General features: G+C 55.0%; 12 protein-coding genes and 1 pseudogene. 6 read left to right on the forward strand and 7 right to left on the reverse strand.

What is annotated here, in order from left to right:
* The first annotated feature begins 174 nt into the window (after positions 1 to 174).
* A complete protein-coding gene (locus tag IEX74_RS15000; RefSeq protein WP_188814825.1) occupies positions 175 to 1,371 on the forward strand; it encodes a lipid A deacylase in 1,197 nt (398 codons plus the stop codon).
* A gap of 109 nt (positions 1,372 to 1,480) precedes the next feature.
* On the opposite strand, the gene IEX74_RS15005 is transcribed toward IEX74_RS15000, so the two are convergent.
* A complete protein-coding gene (locus tag IEX74_RS15005; RefSeq protein WP_188814826.1) occupies positions 1,481 to 2,152 on the reverse strand; it encodes a hypothetical protein in 672 nt (223 codons plus the stop codon).
* Between the two features lie 200 nt (positions 2,153 to 2,352).
* Between IEX74_RS15005 and IEX74_RS15010 the strand changes: the two genes are divergently transcribed.
* Positions 2,353 to 3,153, forward strand: coding sequence for an SDR family NAD(P)-dependent oxidoreductase (locus IEX74_RS15010; RefSeq protein WP_188814827.1), 801 nt, complete (start codon positions 2,353 to 2,355; stop codon positions 3,151 to 3,153).
* A 104-nt stretch (positions 3,154 to 3,257) separates the two neighbouring features.
* Here IEX74_RS15010 and IEX74_RS15015 read toward each other — a convergent pair whose 3' ends face one another.
* Positions 3,258 to 3,623 (reverse strand): hypothetical protein, encoded by a 366-nt coding sequence (locus tag IEX74_RS15015; RefSeq protein WP_188814828.1) that lies wholly within the window; start codon positions 3,621 to 3,623, stop codon positions 3,258 to 3,260.
* A gap of 314 nt (positions 3,624 to 3,937) precedes the next feature.
* Here IEX74_RS15015 and IEX74_RS15020 point away from each other — a divergent pair, with 314 nt between their 5' ends.
* Positions 3,938 to 4,543, forward strand: coding sequence for a C40 family peptidase (locus IEX74_RS15020; RefSeq protein ID WP_188814829.1), 606 nt, complete (start codon positions 3,938 to 3,940; stop codon positions 4,541 to 4,543).
* 431 nt (positions 4,544 to 4,974) lie between these two features.
* A pseudogene (locus IEX74_RS23380) lies at positions 4,975 to 5,145 on the forward strand (YkvA family protein); the annotation flags it as partial.
* A gap of 602 nt (positions 5,146 to 5,747) precedes the next feature.
* Here the strand turns inward: IEX74_RS23380 and IEX74_RS15030 are convergent.
* From IEX74_RS15030 to IEX74_RS15050, 5 genes are all read right to left on the reverse strand, one after another.
* On the reverse strand, positions 5,748 to 6,020 hold the full coding sequence (locus IEX74_RS15030; protein WP_188814830.1) for an acyl carrier protein: 273 nt from the start codon (positions 6,018 to 6,020) through the stop codon (positions 5,748 to 5,750).
* Positions 6,021 to 6,197: 177 nt separating this feature from the next.
* Positions 6,198 to 9,638 carry an efflux RND transporter permease subunit gene (locus IEX74_RS15035; RefSeq protein WP_188814831.1) on the reverse strand — a complete coding sequence of 1,147 codons (3,441 nt, stop codon included), beginning with the start codon at positions 9,636 to 9,638 and terminating at the stop codon, positions 6,198 to 6,200.
* Between the two features lie 36 nt (positions 9,639 to 9,674).
* On the reverse strand, positions 9,675 to 10,799 hold the full coding sequence (locus IEX74_RS15040) for an efflux RND transporter periplasmic adaptor subunit (protein ID WP_188814832.1): 1,125 nt from the start codon (positions 10,797 to 10,799) through the stop codon (positions 9,675 to 9,677).
* Positions 10,800 to 10,863: 64 nt separating this feature from the next.
* The gene (locus IEX74_RS15045) at positions 10,864 to 12,402 is read right to left on the reverse strand and encodes a TolC family protein (RefSeq protein WP_188814833.1); all 1,539 of its coding nucleotides are present in this window, start codon (positions 12,400 to 12,402) and stop codon (positions 10,864 to 10,866) included.
* 34 nt (positions 12,403 to 12,436) lie between these two features.
* On the reverse strand, positions 12,437 to 13,051 hold the full coding sequence (locus IEX74_RS15050; RefSeq protein WP_188814834.1) for a TetR/AcrR family transcriptional regulator: 615 nt from the start codon (positions 13,049 to 13,051) through the stop codon (positions 12,437 to 12,439).
* Between the two features lie 282 nt (positions 13,052 to 13,333).
* On the opposite strand from IEX74_RS15050, the gene ispF reads away from it, so the two are divergent.
* Together ispF and IEX74_RS15060 are read left to right on the forward strand one after the other, a co-directional pair.
* Positions 13,334 to 13,810, forward strand: a complete 477-nt coding sequence (gene ispF / locus IEX74_RS15055; protein ID WP_188814835.1) for a 2-C-methyl-D-erythritol 2,4-cyclodiphosphate synthase — start codon at positions 13,334 to 13,336, stop codon at positions 13,808 to 13,810.
* Between the two features lie 102 nt (positions 13,811 to 13,912).
* Entirely contained in the window at positions 13,913 to 15,529 is a 1,617-nt protein-coding gene (locus IEX74_RS15060; RefSeq protein ID WP_188814836.1) for a M28 family peptidase, read from the forward strand.
* Positions 15,530 to 15,599 lie beyond the last annotated feature (70 nt).

A 15,599-nucleotide genomic window follows, 5' to 3' on the forward strand; every position in this document is an offset into this window, starting at 1 on the left:
GCATCAACATGATTTCTTCGTGAGGGAAATCGTGGCTGCTTGCCAACAGCGCGGCTGCCTGCTGCTACAAGCTTAAATTTCTGAATTAGTTTCCTTTCCGGCCGAAATACTGATTTTAGGCTTCTGACCGCTGACCTAGGTTCGTGCGCGGAATGACGGCCTGATTGCCTAGGTTTGGGAATTCATTTTAGCGACCCGCCCGTGGCCAACTGCTTTACCCGCACTAGCCTGCTCCTAGGTTTATGTTTGTTACTGGGCTTGGCGCCTAACGCCCGCGCGCAGCTCGACAACCGCGCTTTTCTTTACCCGCTCACCGTACGGCCCGCCTATGATCATCAGCTACGGCTGAGTGTCAACGCGTTCCAGTTCTTCAAGGACAACGAGTACTTCAACAAGATTGCCGACGGCTACACGCTGTTTGGCACGCAGTTCAACCCGCGCCTGACGTACTTTCCCAGCCCCAATCTGCGCGTGGAAGCCGGCGTTTTTCTGTGGAAGGACTACGGCAACCCGCGCTTGCAGCAAGTGCGCCCCACGTTTACGGCGGTGTACCAGAGCCCGAACGGCAAGAACCGCGTACTGTTTGGTAACATCGAAAGCCACCTGCACCACGGCTACATTGAGCCACTGTTCGACTTTGAGCGGGTGATTCTGAAGCGCCTCGAAGAAGGCTTGCAATACCAATTCCAGGCCCGCCACGTGCGGCTAGATACGTGGGTAGACTGGCAGCGGCAGCAGTATCGCTATAGCAATTATCAGGAGGAAATCACTGGGGGCCTAGCTTCAGAGTTCATTCTTACGCCCGATTCTACTCGCAATTGGCGCTTCAGCGTGCCGGTACAGTTTACGGCGCAACACCACGGCGGCCAGATTGATACGCTCGACAAGCCGCTCCAAACGCTGTTCAACTACAGCCTGGGTTTGCGCGTAGCCCGGCAGCTGCCTTCCCGCACCGTGCAGCGCCTGCGGGCCGAGGCATACGGCGCCTTCTTCGACGACCATTCGTTCACCAAAGCGTATCCGTACAGCAGCGGCACGGGCTTGTACCTGAACGCCGGCGCTGATACCCGCTTTGTGAATGTGCTGCTGAGCTACTGGCAGGGCAACCACTTCGTAGCGCCGCTGGGCGGACGCTTGTACCAGTCCGTTTCCACGACGGTTGCCAATCCGCAGTTCACCGACGCGAATCGCAAGATTCTTCTTGTGCGCTTTCTGCGTGATTTCCGGTTACCGGGCCACGTGGTGCTTTCCACCCGCCTGGAGCCGGTGTACGACTTTAACGCGCACCTGCTCGACTTTTCGTGTGGCGTGTATCTGAACTTCAATCAGGAGTTCTTCTTAGCGAAGCTGCGCGCCTCTACTTCCGATTAAATAGTAGTTGATAGGATTTTGCGGAGCAGTTATAGAGCCATTGAAAAACAAAAAGGACCAGAGCGGCGGCTCTGGTCCTTTTTGTTTATTGAAGCTAGCTTAACCTAGCTTACAGCGCGAAATCGGTGCTGGTGCCTTTACCGTGCGAACCGCTGCCGGAATCAGAAGTAGCCGGATTTGAAGTTCCGCGGTAGCTGCCTTCGTTCACCGAACCCGGCGAGGAGTAGCTGCTAGTGGAGCTATAGCGCGAGCCGTAGCTGTCGCCTGAACTGAATTTTCCGGTGCCGGTGTGCCCACCAGCAGAGCTGCCGCGATACGCACTTTTGGCACTGTAGTCAGCTTTGCCGCCTTTCGAGCGGAGCGCCAGCCAACCAATACCGCCTAGCAGCAGCGCACCGCCTACTATTTTCTGCGTAGTGCTCAGCTTATTTACCTGTGTAGTGGCCTTGGAACCTAGGTCTTTCAGGTTTTGCGGCAATTGGTTTACCGTGTTCTTGATGCCCGATTGGTCGAGCAGTTTCTTTGCAGCATCGCCCACGGCACCTAGGTTCAGGGCGTCGATGGTGCTATCGAACAGGTTGCCTGATTGCTGGCTGTCCTGGTCGCTTTGGCTTCCTTGCGGGGCCTGCTCTACACCTTCATCGCCGATGGTTAGCGCGTTGTCCTGGCTGGTAGTAGCGGTAGCAGCCGAGCCCAGGTCGTCAGCGGAGGTTGAATCAGTGGTATTAACGGAGGTCAGGTCCGGATCTTGGTCAGGCGACGAATGTTTTTTGCTTTCCATGAGCGATAATGGGTTAGAGTGCAACGGAATGGTCGCTTGACAAGGCAAGTGACTTTCGTGTATTCGTAAACGTTTTCGATGGGGTTGCGGTCAAAGTAGCCTTTTTCTTTTTCGCGCAACTTTCTGTTCAGCTGGGTAGTACGAGGAAAGCATCTTATTGCACCACCCTTTCCCCTCAACAACCTAACGAAACGTCTCTCATGGCACACGATCCTAATTTCTCGGTGGCCCTCGTCACTGGCGCGGCCAGCGGCATTGGGCAGGAGCTAGCTCACCTGCTTGCCAAAGATCAATACCAGCTCATTCTGGTCGACCAAAACCCCGGCGGCCTGCAAGGTTTTGCCGAGCACCTGCAAAGCGTCCACCACATCACCCCTACCCTCATCACCCAAGACCTAGGTGAGCCCGGCGCGGCCCAGAAAGTGTACGACGAAGTTCAAAGCCAAGGGCTTCAGGTTGACATTCTCATCAATGACGCCGGCTTTGGCGTAGCGGGTCCGTTTCTGGAGGCCGACCTGAACCGCAACGTGGCCCTGATCAACACCAACATTACGGCGCTTACCGAGCTAACGTACCTGTTTGGTCGCGACATGAAGCAGCGGGGCAAAGGCCGGATTTTGCAGCTAGCGTCGCTGGCTTCGTTCCAGCCCAACCCGAACTTGGCCGTGTACGCGGCTTCGAAAGCCTATGTACTATCGTTCGCCGAAGCCCTGACAACGGAGCTGAAAGATTCCGGCGTGACCGTAACTGCCCTTTGCCCCGGCGCCACCGAAACGGAGTTCTTCGAAACCGCCGGCGCCGCTGACACGAAAGAAGGCCAGAGCGAGAAAGCCGACCCGAAAGACGTAGCCAAGGACGGTTACGAAGCTCTGATGAAAGGCGAGCCGCGTGTCATTTCGGGTGTTAAGAACAAGATAATGGCCACTCTCGGCAACGTTATTCCCGATTCGTGGCTGGCTGCGTTAGGAGAAAAGCAGTTCGAGAAAGCGCCACAGGAGTAATCTCAAACCTAGGTCTTCAACGATACGCGAAGCGCAGGCTTCGCGCTCCATACCGAAAAGCCGTTCCTAATTAAGGAACGGCTTTTTCATTTTAGCAGCAGAACCTAGGTCGGCTCACCGGCGCCGCGGTGCATGGTGGCAGGGTCGGGCAGCACGCCGTTGTGGGCGTAGAGTTGCGCATCGCGCTGACCGGCCAGGCGCGCTTCGGCCTCGTACTTATTATTGTAGTAGCCCACCCTCGCCGACTCCACCAGGTACTTCCACAGAAAAGCTAGGTAACCGTGTTCCCGAAATTGTTGGATGTGGCACATCTCGTGCGCCACCCAATAGGGGTCGCACAGAAACTCCTCTTTAGTCGCGCCGCTTAGGTGAATTGTGTTACCCAGCACCATTGCCACGCTCGACGAGCCGAGCACCCGGCGGGCAATGCGTGCGAAAGGCGAATTAGGGAGAATACGCGGAGGTTTCATAGGTGGTAAAATCAGCGAGCGGCTTGTACGCGAATGGTTTAGCTTTGGTTTTATCTCAGGCAGGCATATTCCAGAAAAAAGTAGTCCTAAATCAAGAATTTTTCTCGATTTGGTGCCCTTAATTTGGATACCAAAGAATTTATGGTTTAGCTTTAGCCATCGGCGGGAGAAATATTCGTCGGTTTTGCCGCTTTTTGCGGCTCATTTACAGCTTGTTTTTTACTGCTTTACGCTCCGAATTTATCGAGTAAAAAGACGTACGCTCCGGCTCACAAGCCACCAAGGAATCCGATTTTGCCACCCTACGACGGACAATGAAAAACACCATTCTGTATTGCCTCGCCGCTGCTTCCACTACGCTTTCCTTCTTCTTCGAGCGCACACCTGACGCTACCAACTCTGCTTCGGTTCCTGTTGTAGCCGAAGCTTCTCTGCTACCGAGCTTCTTTGATGATACGACGCCGGCCGACGCTACTAGCGCCTCCCGCGATTCGCTAGCTTACCACTACTACGCCCAAACGCTCGGTGTGGACCTAGCTTTCAATGAAAATAAAGACCTGCTCCGTACCGTCACCGATTGGATCGGGACACCTTACCGCTACGGCAGCAACTCCAAGAAAGGTACCGACTGCTCCGGCTTCGTGACGCGGGTATTCCAGGAGGTTTACGGCATCACGCTCAAGCGCAGCTCCCGTTCCATGTTCGAGAACGTGAAGCGTGTGAACAAAGACCAAATGGAAGCCGGCGACTTAGTGTTCTTCCGCCGCGGTCCGGGCCAGCCAATCTACCACGTTGGTATTTATATCAAGGACGGCAAGTTTGCTCACTCCGCTACCAACGGCGGCGTGATGGTCAGTTCCCTCAACCAGCCTTATTACCACCGCAATTTCTACGCAGCGGGCCGGGTTGAGAATGAATAGCCAACGGCTAACTTCTATAGAAGCATCTTTTAGCCCCGTTCAGTAGAACGGGGCTTTTTTTATGCCTGTTGACACTAGGTTTGCAAACGTGTCGCTTTGAAAACTATTTTGCCCTGAATTAGTATAGCAGGCAACTTATGGTTGTGTCCTCAGCCTTCCCCGGGAGTTGCTTCCGGCAATAGTCAATACAAGGCTGAGGCGTGCCTCCTTTAGCTTTCTGCTTTAACTCTCACTCTCTCCTTCTACTTATGGATACACGAAACCCCAAAGGTGAACAGGTTGCTGGCTCTATTCTATTCAAAAAATTCCTCAGCCAGGCCGAAGAATACCTCAAGAAACCTAGCCGCATCAAGCAGTTGCTGAATGATGCTTATGAAAAAGCCAGCGAAAAGAAAGATGTAGGCACCATCGCCCACGAAGTGTGGGAAACGATGCAGACGCTGTTCCGACTGATCAAGCTATCTATTTCGGGTGAATACACGGGCCTACCAACCTCTACAGTAGTAGCGGCCGTGGCGGTCACGATCTACTTCCTGTTCCCTATTGACTTGATTCCAGACTTTATTCCGGTGCTAGGTATGCTCGACGACGTGGCCTTGGTGGCGTGGTTCAGCACCTCTATCAAGGACGAGTTGGATAAGTTTGTGGAGTGGGAACGGACGCGCCCCATCGTTGTTGAGCCTACCGACGTGCGCCCCGGCGGCGCCGTAGTACTGCACACTAGCCACGATGGCACCACGTCCAGCTCTGGACCTAGCCCTCAGGATGCTGACCCGACGCCCTTCGATGGTGCGCGTGCGCAGGTTTCCACTGATTCGGGCAAGCGCCACGGCACTACTGACCTCAAGCCCGCCGAAGGCCCGGTCTCGAACACTGATTCCGGCATCTCCTCACCCGATAGCAGCAACCCCAACCCGAGCCTGACTGGCCCTGACGATACGGAGCTCGCCAAGAACCCCACGCTGCACTCCGACGATATCTACAACACCGACGGCAGCCGCACGCCCAATGATGGCTCCAATGATGCGGGCGGCAACGTGCGCTAAGGAATAAGTAGCCAAGTAGCCGAACCTAGCTCCTACTTTAGGCAACCTAGGTTTGGCTTTACTTCAGCTTCTTCAATAAAAAAGCAGCCCGAAACCATGTACTGGTTCCGGGCTGCTTTTTTGCTGCCTGCTACTTAACCAAAAGTAACCAACAAAGCTTATGCGGCCGTTTCTTGCTCCGGCGTGTGCGAGGCGACGTAGGTCACAAAATCACCCACAGTTGCCAGCGGCACTTCGTCAGGGATAGTGATGTGGAAGTTGCGCTCAAGCTCAAGGATAATGTCTACAACATCGACAGTGTCAAAGCCTAGCTCGCGGCTTAAGTTGCTACCGATACGCAGGCGCCGGGGCTTGATAGCCTTACGCTTGCTGATGATACGCAGCACTTGCTGCTCAATTGATTTGGGAACGGAGGTCGTTGAGGAAATCATAAGGGGAACGACAGAGGTAAAAAAGCAACTATTTAAGCTAGCTGCCTGCTATCAGGGGAAGAGGTCTAGTTGGAGGTCAGATCCTGATGGGCAGCAACCATCAAAAGATTACCGGCAACGGACAGCAACTATAGACAGCAGGCAACTAGTAACAGACGTGAGGTAAGGCAAGTTGACCTAGGCTTCGGCCAGCACCGGCGAACGGGTCGCGTGCGCTTCTTCCGTGTGGGCGGGCGGCGTCTGCGGAACGTCCGGGTTTACACCGGTGATCTTAGAACGAAGCGTTTCATTCAACAAGTACATTACTGGGACTACTAAAAGGGTGATTAGGGTTGCAAACACTAACCCGAAAATTATCGTCCAGGCAAGTGGCCCCCAGAACGTCACCGATTCGCCACCGATGAAGAAGTGCGGATGGAATGAGTTAAATAACTCATAAAAGTTGATATTCAGACCAATAGCCAACGGAATCAGACCTAGGGTAGCCGCTGTAGCTGTCAGGATTACCGGGTTCAGACGTGTGCGGCCGGCTAACACAATAGCCTCCCGCAGCGGCATGCCCTGCGAGCGAAGCATATCGGTGAACTCAACCAGCAGAATACCGTTTTTCACGACGATACCAGCCAGGGCGATAATACCCACGCCCGTCATTACGATACTGATGTTCATGCCCGTAATGGCCAAACCTAGCATTACTCCGATCACTGAGAAGATAATCTCGCTCAGGATGATAAGTGGCTTACTCACCGAGTTGAACTGCGTCACGAGCACCAAGAAGATGAGCGCCAAGGCACCTAGGCCTGCTACGCCAAGGAAGTTGCTGGTTTCCTGCTGGTCTTCCTGCGCGCCACCCATCCGAACGGTATAACCCGCTGGGGTCGGAAAGGACTTCAGCGCCTGTTCAATGTTGCGCACCACGTCGGGGCCAGTGAAGCCGCTCAACACGTTCGAAGAAATCGTGATAATACGCTTCGTGTCTTTGCGCTTAATGCCGCCGTAGGTCGTACCGTAGTTCACGCTCGCAATCGAGGAAATCGGCACCTGCCGCACTTGGCCGGTTGCGTCGCGGAACGTGAGGGGCGAGTTCAGGATGGCGTCTACATCTTCGCGGTAAGGCTTAGCGTAGCGCACCTGAATTGGGTACTCATCATCGGCAGTCTTGAATTTGCTAGCCTCGAAGCCGTAGATAGCTGTGCGCACTTCTGAGCCGATCTGAGCCGTGCTGATGCCTTCGCGGTTAGCACGGGTCCGGTCGATGTTAACAGCAATTTCCGGGTTACGGTCTTCTAGGTTGGAGCGCAGCTGCTCGATACCGCCAATCTTAAGCGAATCGACGTAGCGTGTTACTTTCTTGGAAAGCTTCGCCAGGGTTGGGTAATCGTCGCCGGCTACCTCGATGGCAATTTCCTTACCGGTGGGCGGGCCGCTGGCCTCCTGGTCAACCGAAATCTCGGCGCCTGGTACACCTTTTACCGCTTCACGAATCTGATCCATGTAATCGCGGGTCGGCTTGCCAGTCCGCTCGCCGCTTTCCTTGAAGGCTACGGCAACTTTAGCTAGGTTCGACTGCGAGGTACCGCTCGCCGTCGCTTCGCCGGGGTCACCGGCACCAATAGCCACGTTCGTAATCACCGATTCCACATCGTGGTTGTGCTCGCCAATCACGCCATAGATTCGCTTTTCGAGTATCCGGGCAATTGAGTCAGTCACCTCTACCCGCGTGCCTACTGGCATTTTCAGGTAAGTATAGATGAATTTCGGATCACCTTTCGGGAAGAAGTCGACCTTGGGCTTCCGCGCACCTACAGCCATGATGGACAGCACGAACAGCACGAGCAAGCTAGCCATGATGCCTCCCTGCCGCCACAGCGAGCCACCAACAGCAGCCCCTACCAAGCGGGCATAACCATTCTGGAAGCGAGGCAATACTTTAGTCTGGAAGCCCGCAATCCAGTGCACGAACACGAACTTGTCCAGAACACAGAACAGGATAACGAACACAAACAGATTACCCGTGAACGGTGAGCCAGTTGCGTAACCGATTAGCGCAATCAGCAGCAGCACGCCCATGGCAATCAGGAACCCTTTGGTCAACTTAGGCTTCTCACCGCTGTGGTGGTCTTCGCGCTCCATGAATGACACGGCAAATACCGGGTTCATAATGAAAGCCACGATGAGCGACGACATCAGGGTAAGAATCAGCGTAACGGGGAGGTAGAACATGAAGCTGCCCACAATACCCGGCCAGAACATGAGCGGCACGAACGGCGCTACCGTCGTCAGGGTACCGGCTAGCACCGGAATGAACACCTCACCGGCGGCGTACTTGGCGGCTTGTGCCGTGGTTAGGTTTGGGTGCTCGTGCAGCAAGCGGTGCGTATTCTCGATAACCACAATGGCGTCGTCGACCACGATACCTAAGGCTAACAAGAAGGCGAAGAGCACAATCATGTTCAGCGAGAAGTCCAGCGTGGGCAACATCACGAAGGCTAGGAACATGGAAATCGGCACCGATAAGCCCACAAACAAGGCGTTGGTGGTACCCATGAAGAACATCAGAATCAGCGTCACGAGGATGAAGCCGATGATAATGGTGTTGATCAAGTCATTGAGCGTCACTCGCGTATCGTTCGAGGTATCGCCCGTCACGGTGATGGTCAGCTCCTTGGGTAGCGTCTGCTTCGAATCCTTGATAACCTGCTGAATCTTGTCGGAGGCATCAATCAGGTTTTCACCCTGGCGCTTAATCACGTTCAGGGTAATGGCCTGCTTACCATCCAGACGTGCGTATGATTCACGGTCTTTGAAGGCATCCTGCACCGTGGCAATGTCGCCGAGACGCACGGCTGCACCGTTTAGGTTTTTCACCTGAATGTCAGCAATATCGGCGGCGCGGGCATATTGGCCAGCCACGCGCACGGCCCGTTTCTGATTGCCTACGTCGATAGAACCGCCGGAAATCGTGATGTTTTCGCGAGCAATAGCGCCTTCGATGTCCGAGAAACCTAGGCGTGAAGCTCGTAGCTTGTTCAGGTCAACGTCCACGTTTACTTGTTGCTCCAAGGCACCGATGATGTCGACGCGAGTAATTTCAGGTAGGGCTTCGATTTTGTCCTGAAAATCGTCGGCGTACTTTTTCAACTGGCTGATGGGCAGGTTGCCGGCCAGGTTGATGTTCATGATCGGTACCTCCGACAGGTTCACTTCTTGCACGGTAGGCGGCGTAGGCAAGTCGTTCGGCAGCTCCGAGCTAGCCTTGTCAACGGCGTCTTTGATCAGCTGCTTGGCGTACTGCACGTCCACACCGGAGTTAAACTCCACGTCGACAATGCAATAGTCTTGGTTGGAGGTGGAGTTGATCTTCTTCACCCCGTTCACCGATTTGATTTCTTTCTCAAGCTGGCGCGTCACCAGGTTCTCGATGTCGGCCGGTGAGGTGCCGGGGTAAATCGTGGCCACGATGATGCGCGGAATCACGATGTCCGGGAATTTCTCCTTGCCTAGCTTGATGTAGGCAAAAATCCCCATCACGCACAAGATGAGCGTGATGATGTAAATACTAGTCTTATTGTCAATCGACCAACTGGTCGGCTTGAATTCTTTCTCAATGTCCTGCATAGTCGATTTAGTTGTCGTTCAACGACTAGCCTCAACCTATAAGGTCACGACTTGCCCTTCGTTCACGTTCTGATAGCCAGCGGAAATTACTTGGTCGTTGGCGGCCAGACCCTTCGTCACCTCTACCTTACCGTTGTAGGTAGCACCCGTTTGGATAACGCGCTTGGCAGCCACTTTCTGATTGCCCTTTTGCTCAACCACAAACACATAGCTGTTTTCCTCGTCTTTCTGCACGATGTCCACGGGAACGACCGTTGCGTTGGGGCGGGCGTAATTCTGGATGCGCACCGCTACTACCATGTTGGGGCGGAGCTGTGCGGATTCTTTGCCGTTGAGGCGCAGCTCCACGGTGAAGGTGCGGCTCGTTGGGTTGATGATGCGGCTCACCGTACGCACCGTCGAAGTCAGATTCTCAGCACCTAGGTCCGGAATGCTCACCAAGGCTTTGTCGCCTGCTTTGATGCTGTTGGCGTAAGCTTCGGATATGTCGGCTACGATTTTGCCAGACGAGCCGCTGAGCAGCCGCACCACCGGCACGCCGGGCGAAGCTAGCTCACCTTCTTTCGCGGGCACATCATCGACGGTACCGCCGAAGGGCGCCCGCACATTGTAAAGGTCGCGCTGCTGCTGCTGGGTAGCTAGGTTGCGCCGGAGGGCGTCGTAGTTATTTTTGGCTTGCAGATACTGCACCTCCGTGCCAATCTGCTGCTGCCACAAGCGGTCCTGCTTTTCGTAAATCACCTTCGCCAGGTCGAGGCGCGTGCGCAGCTCAGCAATGCCCGCTTCGAGCACGGCCGCGTCAAGCGTAGCCAGGATTTGGCCTTTACCTACCCGGTCGCCACGTTGCACCCGGATGCTGGTGATGGTACCGGCAGCCCGCGCCGAGACGTTGGCATTCTGATCGAAGTCGGCGCGGCCCTGCACCTCCAGGTAGCTCTGGAAGTTCTCAGGCTGCACATTGATAACGGCCACCGGCACAGCATTGGCAGCGGCGTTGGCGGGCTTATCGCCACCTACTTTAGCTTCCAAATCCGCGATTTTGGCCTGATTGCTAGCCTGTTCTTGTTTTAGCTTGGCTAGCTCCGCGGCTGGGTCCTGCTTACCACCACAGGCAGCGAGCAGGGCTAGCGCCAGCAGCGCCGCAGAAGTAGTATGTTTCATGGGGAGGAAAGGGTTCGTTTTCAGGGAAGAACGATTCATAAGAGATGCGTGGGCTAGCTGCTTGTTATTTCGTGTACAGCGTACCAGCTGCTTTATCAAAATCTACTTTGGCTACCAGCGCGTCGTAGAGCGCTGAGTAGTAGTTGGTTTGTGCCTGGCGCAAGTCAGTTTCGGCCGTCACCAGCTCCACGTTGGAGCCGACGCCTTCCTGAAACTTGATCTTGGCCACGCGGGCAACTTCGGTAGCTAGGTCCAGATTAGCTTTCTGGTTGGCCAGCACATCAAGGTCGTTCTGCAAGGTCGTTTGGCTCTGGGTGCGTTGCAGGTCAATGCTTTGCTGCAAGGTGGTAAAGCCTTTGTTCACCTGCTCCAGCGTGAGCTTGGCCGTTTGCACCTGGTACTTTTTGCGGAAGCCGTCGAATACTGGGATCTGCAATTGCAGGCCGATGTTGCCAAAGCCAAACCAGCTTTGGTTTGGGAAGTTCGTAATCGGGTCCAGCGAGTTAGGACCACGGAACTCCAGCAGCCCTGGCAGCGACTTAGCCGAGCCAATAAAACCGTAGGCGCCTACCAGGTTCAGCGTGGGCAGGTAGCCGGCGCGCTGGTTGCGCACGTCGAGGGCAGCTAGGTCGCGTTGGGTTTCCAGCACCGAGTACTCGATGCGGTTGCTGTAGTTGAAGTTATCATCTACCTGACTTACCGCTTGTTTCAGACGCTCGGCATCGAGCACCGCAGCACTCAGCGAATCGGTGAGCTGCACGGGCTGGCGTTGGTCGAGGCCCATCTGGAACTTCAGCAGCGCCACGCTCAAGTCAATTAGGCGGCCGGCATTCTGCTGCTCAATATTTAGGTTGTTGCGTTGCACCTGAAGGCGCTGAACATCCAGCTTTTCCACAAAACCCTGCTTGAAGGTTTGCTCAGTCTGGTAAAGCAAGGTGTCAAGGCGCTGCACGTTGCGGGTCAGCAGCTTCAGCCGCTCGCGGGCAACCAGCGTGCTGTAGTAGGCTTTCGACACCTGCTCCACCACGTCGATTTCACTTTGCGTTGTTTGCTTCGTTGCCAGCTGTTGATACACTTTCGCGGCTTTCAGACCTAGCAGGTAAGAGCCGTTGAACAGCTGCTGGGAGAGCGAAGCCGACGTGTTGCCGGCGTATTGCAAGCCGAAAGCCAGCGGCTGCGGCGGCGAAGCAACAGCTTCTTTATAAGCTGGTTGCAGCGTTACGGGCTGACCTGATTGAGCATTAGCAATATCTGTATTCGTCAGCGTGGCACCTTGCAACTGCGGGCCAGCAAACGCACCAAAATCGACCAACGACTTCTGGAGCTTAAAGTTGTCGGTGAGGGTAGCCGCAACGTTCACTTGGGGTAAGCCCTGCGACTTGGTTTGCCCGATGCGTGCATCAGCCAACTGCTCATTGATGCGCGTGGACTGCAAAGTCGATTTATTCTTGAGCGAGTAGTCGATAGCCTGTTGTAGCGATAAGGCTAAGGGCGTGCTGGTAGCTACCGGCTGGCCGGTAGAGGGCGTCTGAGCCAGCAGCTGGTGCAGCCCCAGAAAGCTTAGCGCTGCCATGAGTAGCAGGAGCCGAAGCGAGTTTTTCATAGTGTGTAAGGGAGTGTGTCCGGAGAAAGTAGTGTTATTCCTCTTCCGTCACATGACGGTATTCGTTGATTAGCTTATGCCCTTTCAGGCTGGCAATGCCTAGCATAAAATGCTCGAGGATACAGGTTTGCACCCGCTGCTGCTTGAATTGCCGGGGCGGATAAACTTCTGCGTTCAGCAACAGCTCAATCAAGGCTAGGCGCATCCGGGCTATCACTTCCACGTCCAGCTCCGGCCGGTATAATCCTTCGGCAATGCCGCGCTCCAGATTGGCCTTGATCTGAGCCAGCACGAAGGTATTCTTGTAGTCCAACCACAGCTGCCAGGCGCTGGGATAGTACTTCTGCATGTCGTAGAAAATGCCCGGCACGATGTCCGCGAACTGACTACGCATCCAGTCCAGCATGATGAAGAACTCATCAATGGCATTGGCTGCCTTGTTGAGCAGCTGTTGCCCATCACACTGCTTCGTGGTCAGATACAGTTCCAGAGAGGCTTGCACTATCTGATCTTTGTTCTCGAACCACTTGTAGAGCGTCTTCTTCGACATCGACAGGTGCGTGGCGATGTCATCCATGGAAACGCTTTTCAGACCTCGTTGCCCGAATAGCGCCCCGGCCGATTGAATGATACGATCTTTGATTTCCATAATTCTGGGACAAAGATACTCAGGAAACTTTTTTCGATCCCAAAGTTTCCAAATATATTTTTCAATATTCTCGATCGTTATTCAGCCGGCTACCTCCTAAGACGGTGGTTAACACAGGATACTTTACACTTTGGAAAATATTTTCTGCAAGGCGCCAAAAAGCTAGCTTTCTACGCAATGCTTTAACTATAAACCACATAGCTGCAACACCAGCAACCTGTCATTCTACTAATGGCCAGGTGTCGTACCTTGGCGACTGTTCTTTTACCTAGCTTCTGCTTTATGAAAATTCGCACCGGCTTCGGCTACGACGTGCACCAGCTCCGCGAGGGCCTCCCCTTTTGGCTCGGCGGCATTCAGATTCCGCACACCCACGGCGCCCTCGGCCACTCCGATGCCGATGTGCTCATTCACGTTATCTGCGACGCGCTGCTGGGAGCTGCCAACCTGCGCGACATCGGCTTTCACTTCCCCGATACCGATCCGCAGTACAAAGGAATCGACTCGAAGCGGCTGCTGGCCGAGGTGGTGCGCCTGCTGGACGAGCGGGGCTACACCATTTCCAACATCGACTCGACAATTTGCCTGGAAGCGCCCAAAGTGAATCCGCACATTCCGGCCATGCAGGAAACGTTGGCGGCCGTGCTGCGCATCCCCACCGATGATATTTCCATCAAAGCCACGACCACTGAAAAGCTAGGTTTTGTAGGCCGGCGCGAAGGCGTGGCCGCCTACGCCAGTGTGCTCATTATGCGGTGAGGTGGTGAAATGGTGAGTTGGTGAGTCGCGAATGCCCCTGCTCACCATCTCACCACTCACCATCTCACCACTCACCACTTACCATCTCCCTCACCATTTCACATGACCAAGAACACCTTTTATACTTTGCTACTCGCCGCCTGCTGTGCTACTTCGGCCGCGGCTCAGCAAGCTCCCACCAAAGTCAAGGTAAAAGCGAAGCCCAAAGCCAGCACCGCGCCCGTAGTGCCTCCGCTGACACCAGCACCCGCCGCGGCTGACCTGGCCACTACCTACGCCAACACCATCACGCAGGAAGATTTGCGTAAGCACCTGTCCATCATTGCTTCCGACGAGTACGAGGGCCGCGAAACCGGGGAGAAAGGCCAGAAAATGGCCGCTGCGTACATCGCTAAGCAGTTTCAGGACCTAGGTTTGGTTGGTCCGGTAAAGAACTCCGACAACCCCTACATTCAGCATTTCACGATGGTGCGCTCTACCTGGACCAACGACGCCACGCTGAAAGTTGCCAACCAGACGTATAAATGGACCACGGATTTCGTCGGGTATGGCCGGACGCCTTTTGCGGAAGAAACCACCGTGCAGCCGGTTTTCGTAGGCTACGGCACCGAAGCGGACTACGCCGGTAAAGACGTGACGGGCAAGGATGTCGTTGCGCTGATTAATGAAGCCGGCAACAACGAGTACCGCAGCAAAAGCGCCACCGCGAGCAGCAAAGGCGCCCGCAGCCTCTTCCTGATCAATGCTAGCCCCAGCACGACCTTCGCGGCGGCTTCGGCGCCTATTGCGGCCTACCTGAACCGGCCCACGATCATGTTTAAGGATGCGCCGCAGCAAGGCGGTGGCCGCGCGGCGGTGTTTATCGTGTCGGCGCCGATGGGCTACAAGCTGCTCGGCACCACCGAGGCCGCCATGACGAAATACCTAGCCTCGGCTAAGCAAGGCGGCGCGCAGCCGACGGCTCCGTTCAAGCCGGCCAGCTTCCGCATCAAAACCCCACAAAATCAGCAGGACTTCACGACTGAAAACGTGATGGGCTTGCTGGAAGGCACCGACAAGAAAGAGGAAATCCTGGTGTGCTCGGCGCACTACGACCACGTCGGCATTATCAAAGGTGAGGTGTACAACGGCGCCGACGACGACGGCTCAGGCACGGTATCGGTGCTGGAAATGGCGCAGGCGTTTGCTCAAGCTAAGAAGGACGGCCATGGTCCGCGCCGCAGCATCTTGTTCCTGACGGTGACCGGTGAGGAGAAAGGGCTCCTAGGTTCAGAGTACTATACCGAGCATCCAGTGTTCCCGCTCGCCAGCACCATCGCCGACCTGAACACCGACATGGTGGGCCGCACCGACAAAGACCACGAAGGCAAAGGCGACTACGTGTACGTCATTGGCTCCGACAAGCTCTCCTCGGAGCTGCACACCATCTTACAGGATGAGAACAAGCAGCACACGAACATCGACCTGGATTTCCGCTTCAACGACCCGGCCGATCCGAACCGCTTCTACTACCGCTCCGACCACTATAACTTCGCTAAGCACAAAGTGCCGGTGGCGTTCTTCTTCAACGGTGTACACGCCGACTACCACGGCGCCGGCGACGAAGTAAGCAAAATCGAGTTTCCGCAGATGGAAAAGCGCGTGCACCTGATTTTCTACACCGCCTGGAACCTAGCTAACCGCGACAATCGGATTGTGGTCGATTCCAACAAACCCTAAAGAGTGACTGGGTGTTTGCTCTTGAACCTAGGTTTAGAGCAAACACTCAGTTAATCAGCCACTCGGCTAC

It is taken from the genome of Hymenobacter cavernae, assembly GCF_014641455.1.
GTDB classification, from domain to species: domain Bacteria; phylum Bacteroidota; class Bacteroidia; order Cytophagales; family Hymenobacteraceae; genus Hymenobacter; species Hymenobacter cavernae.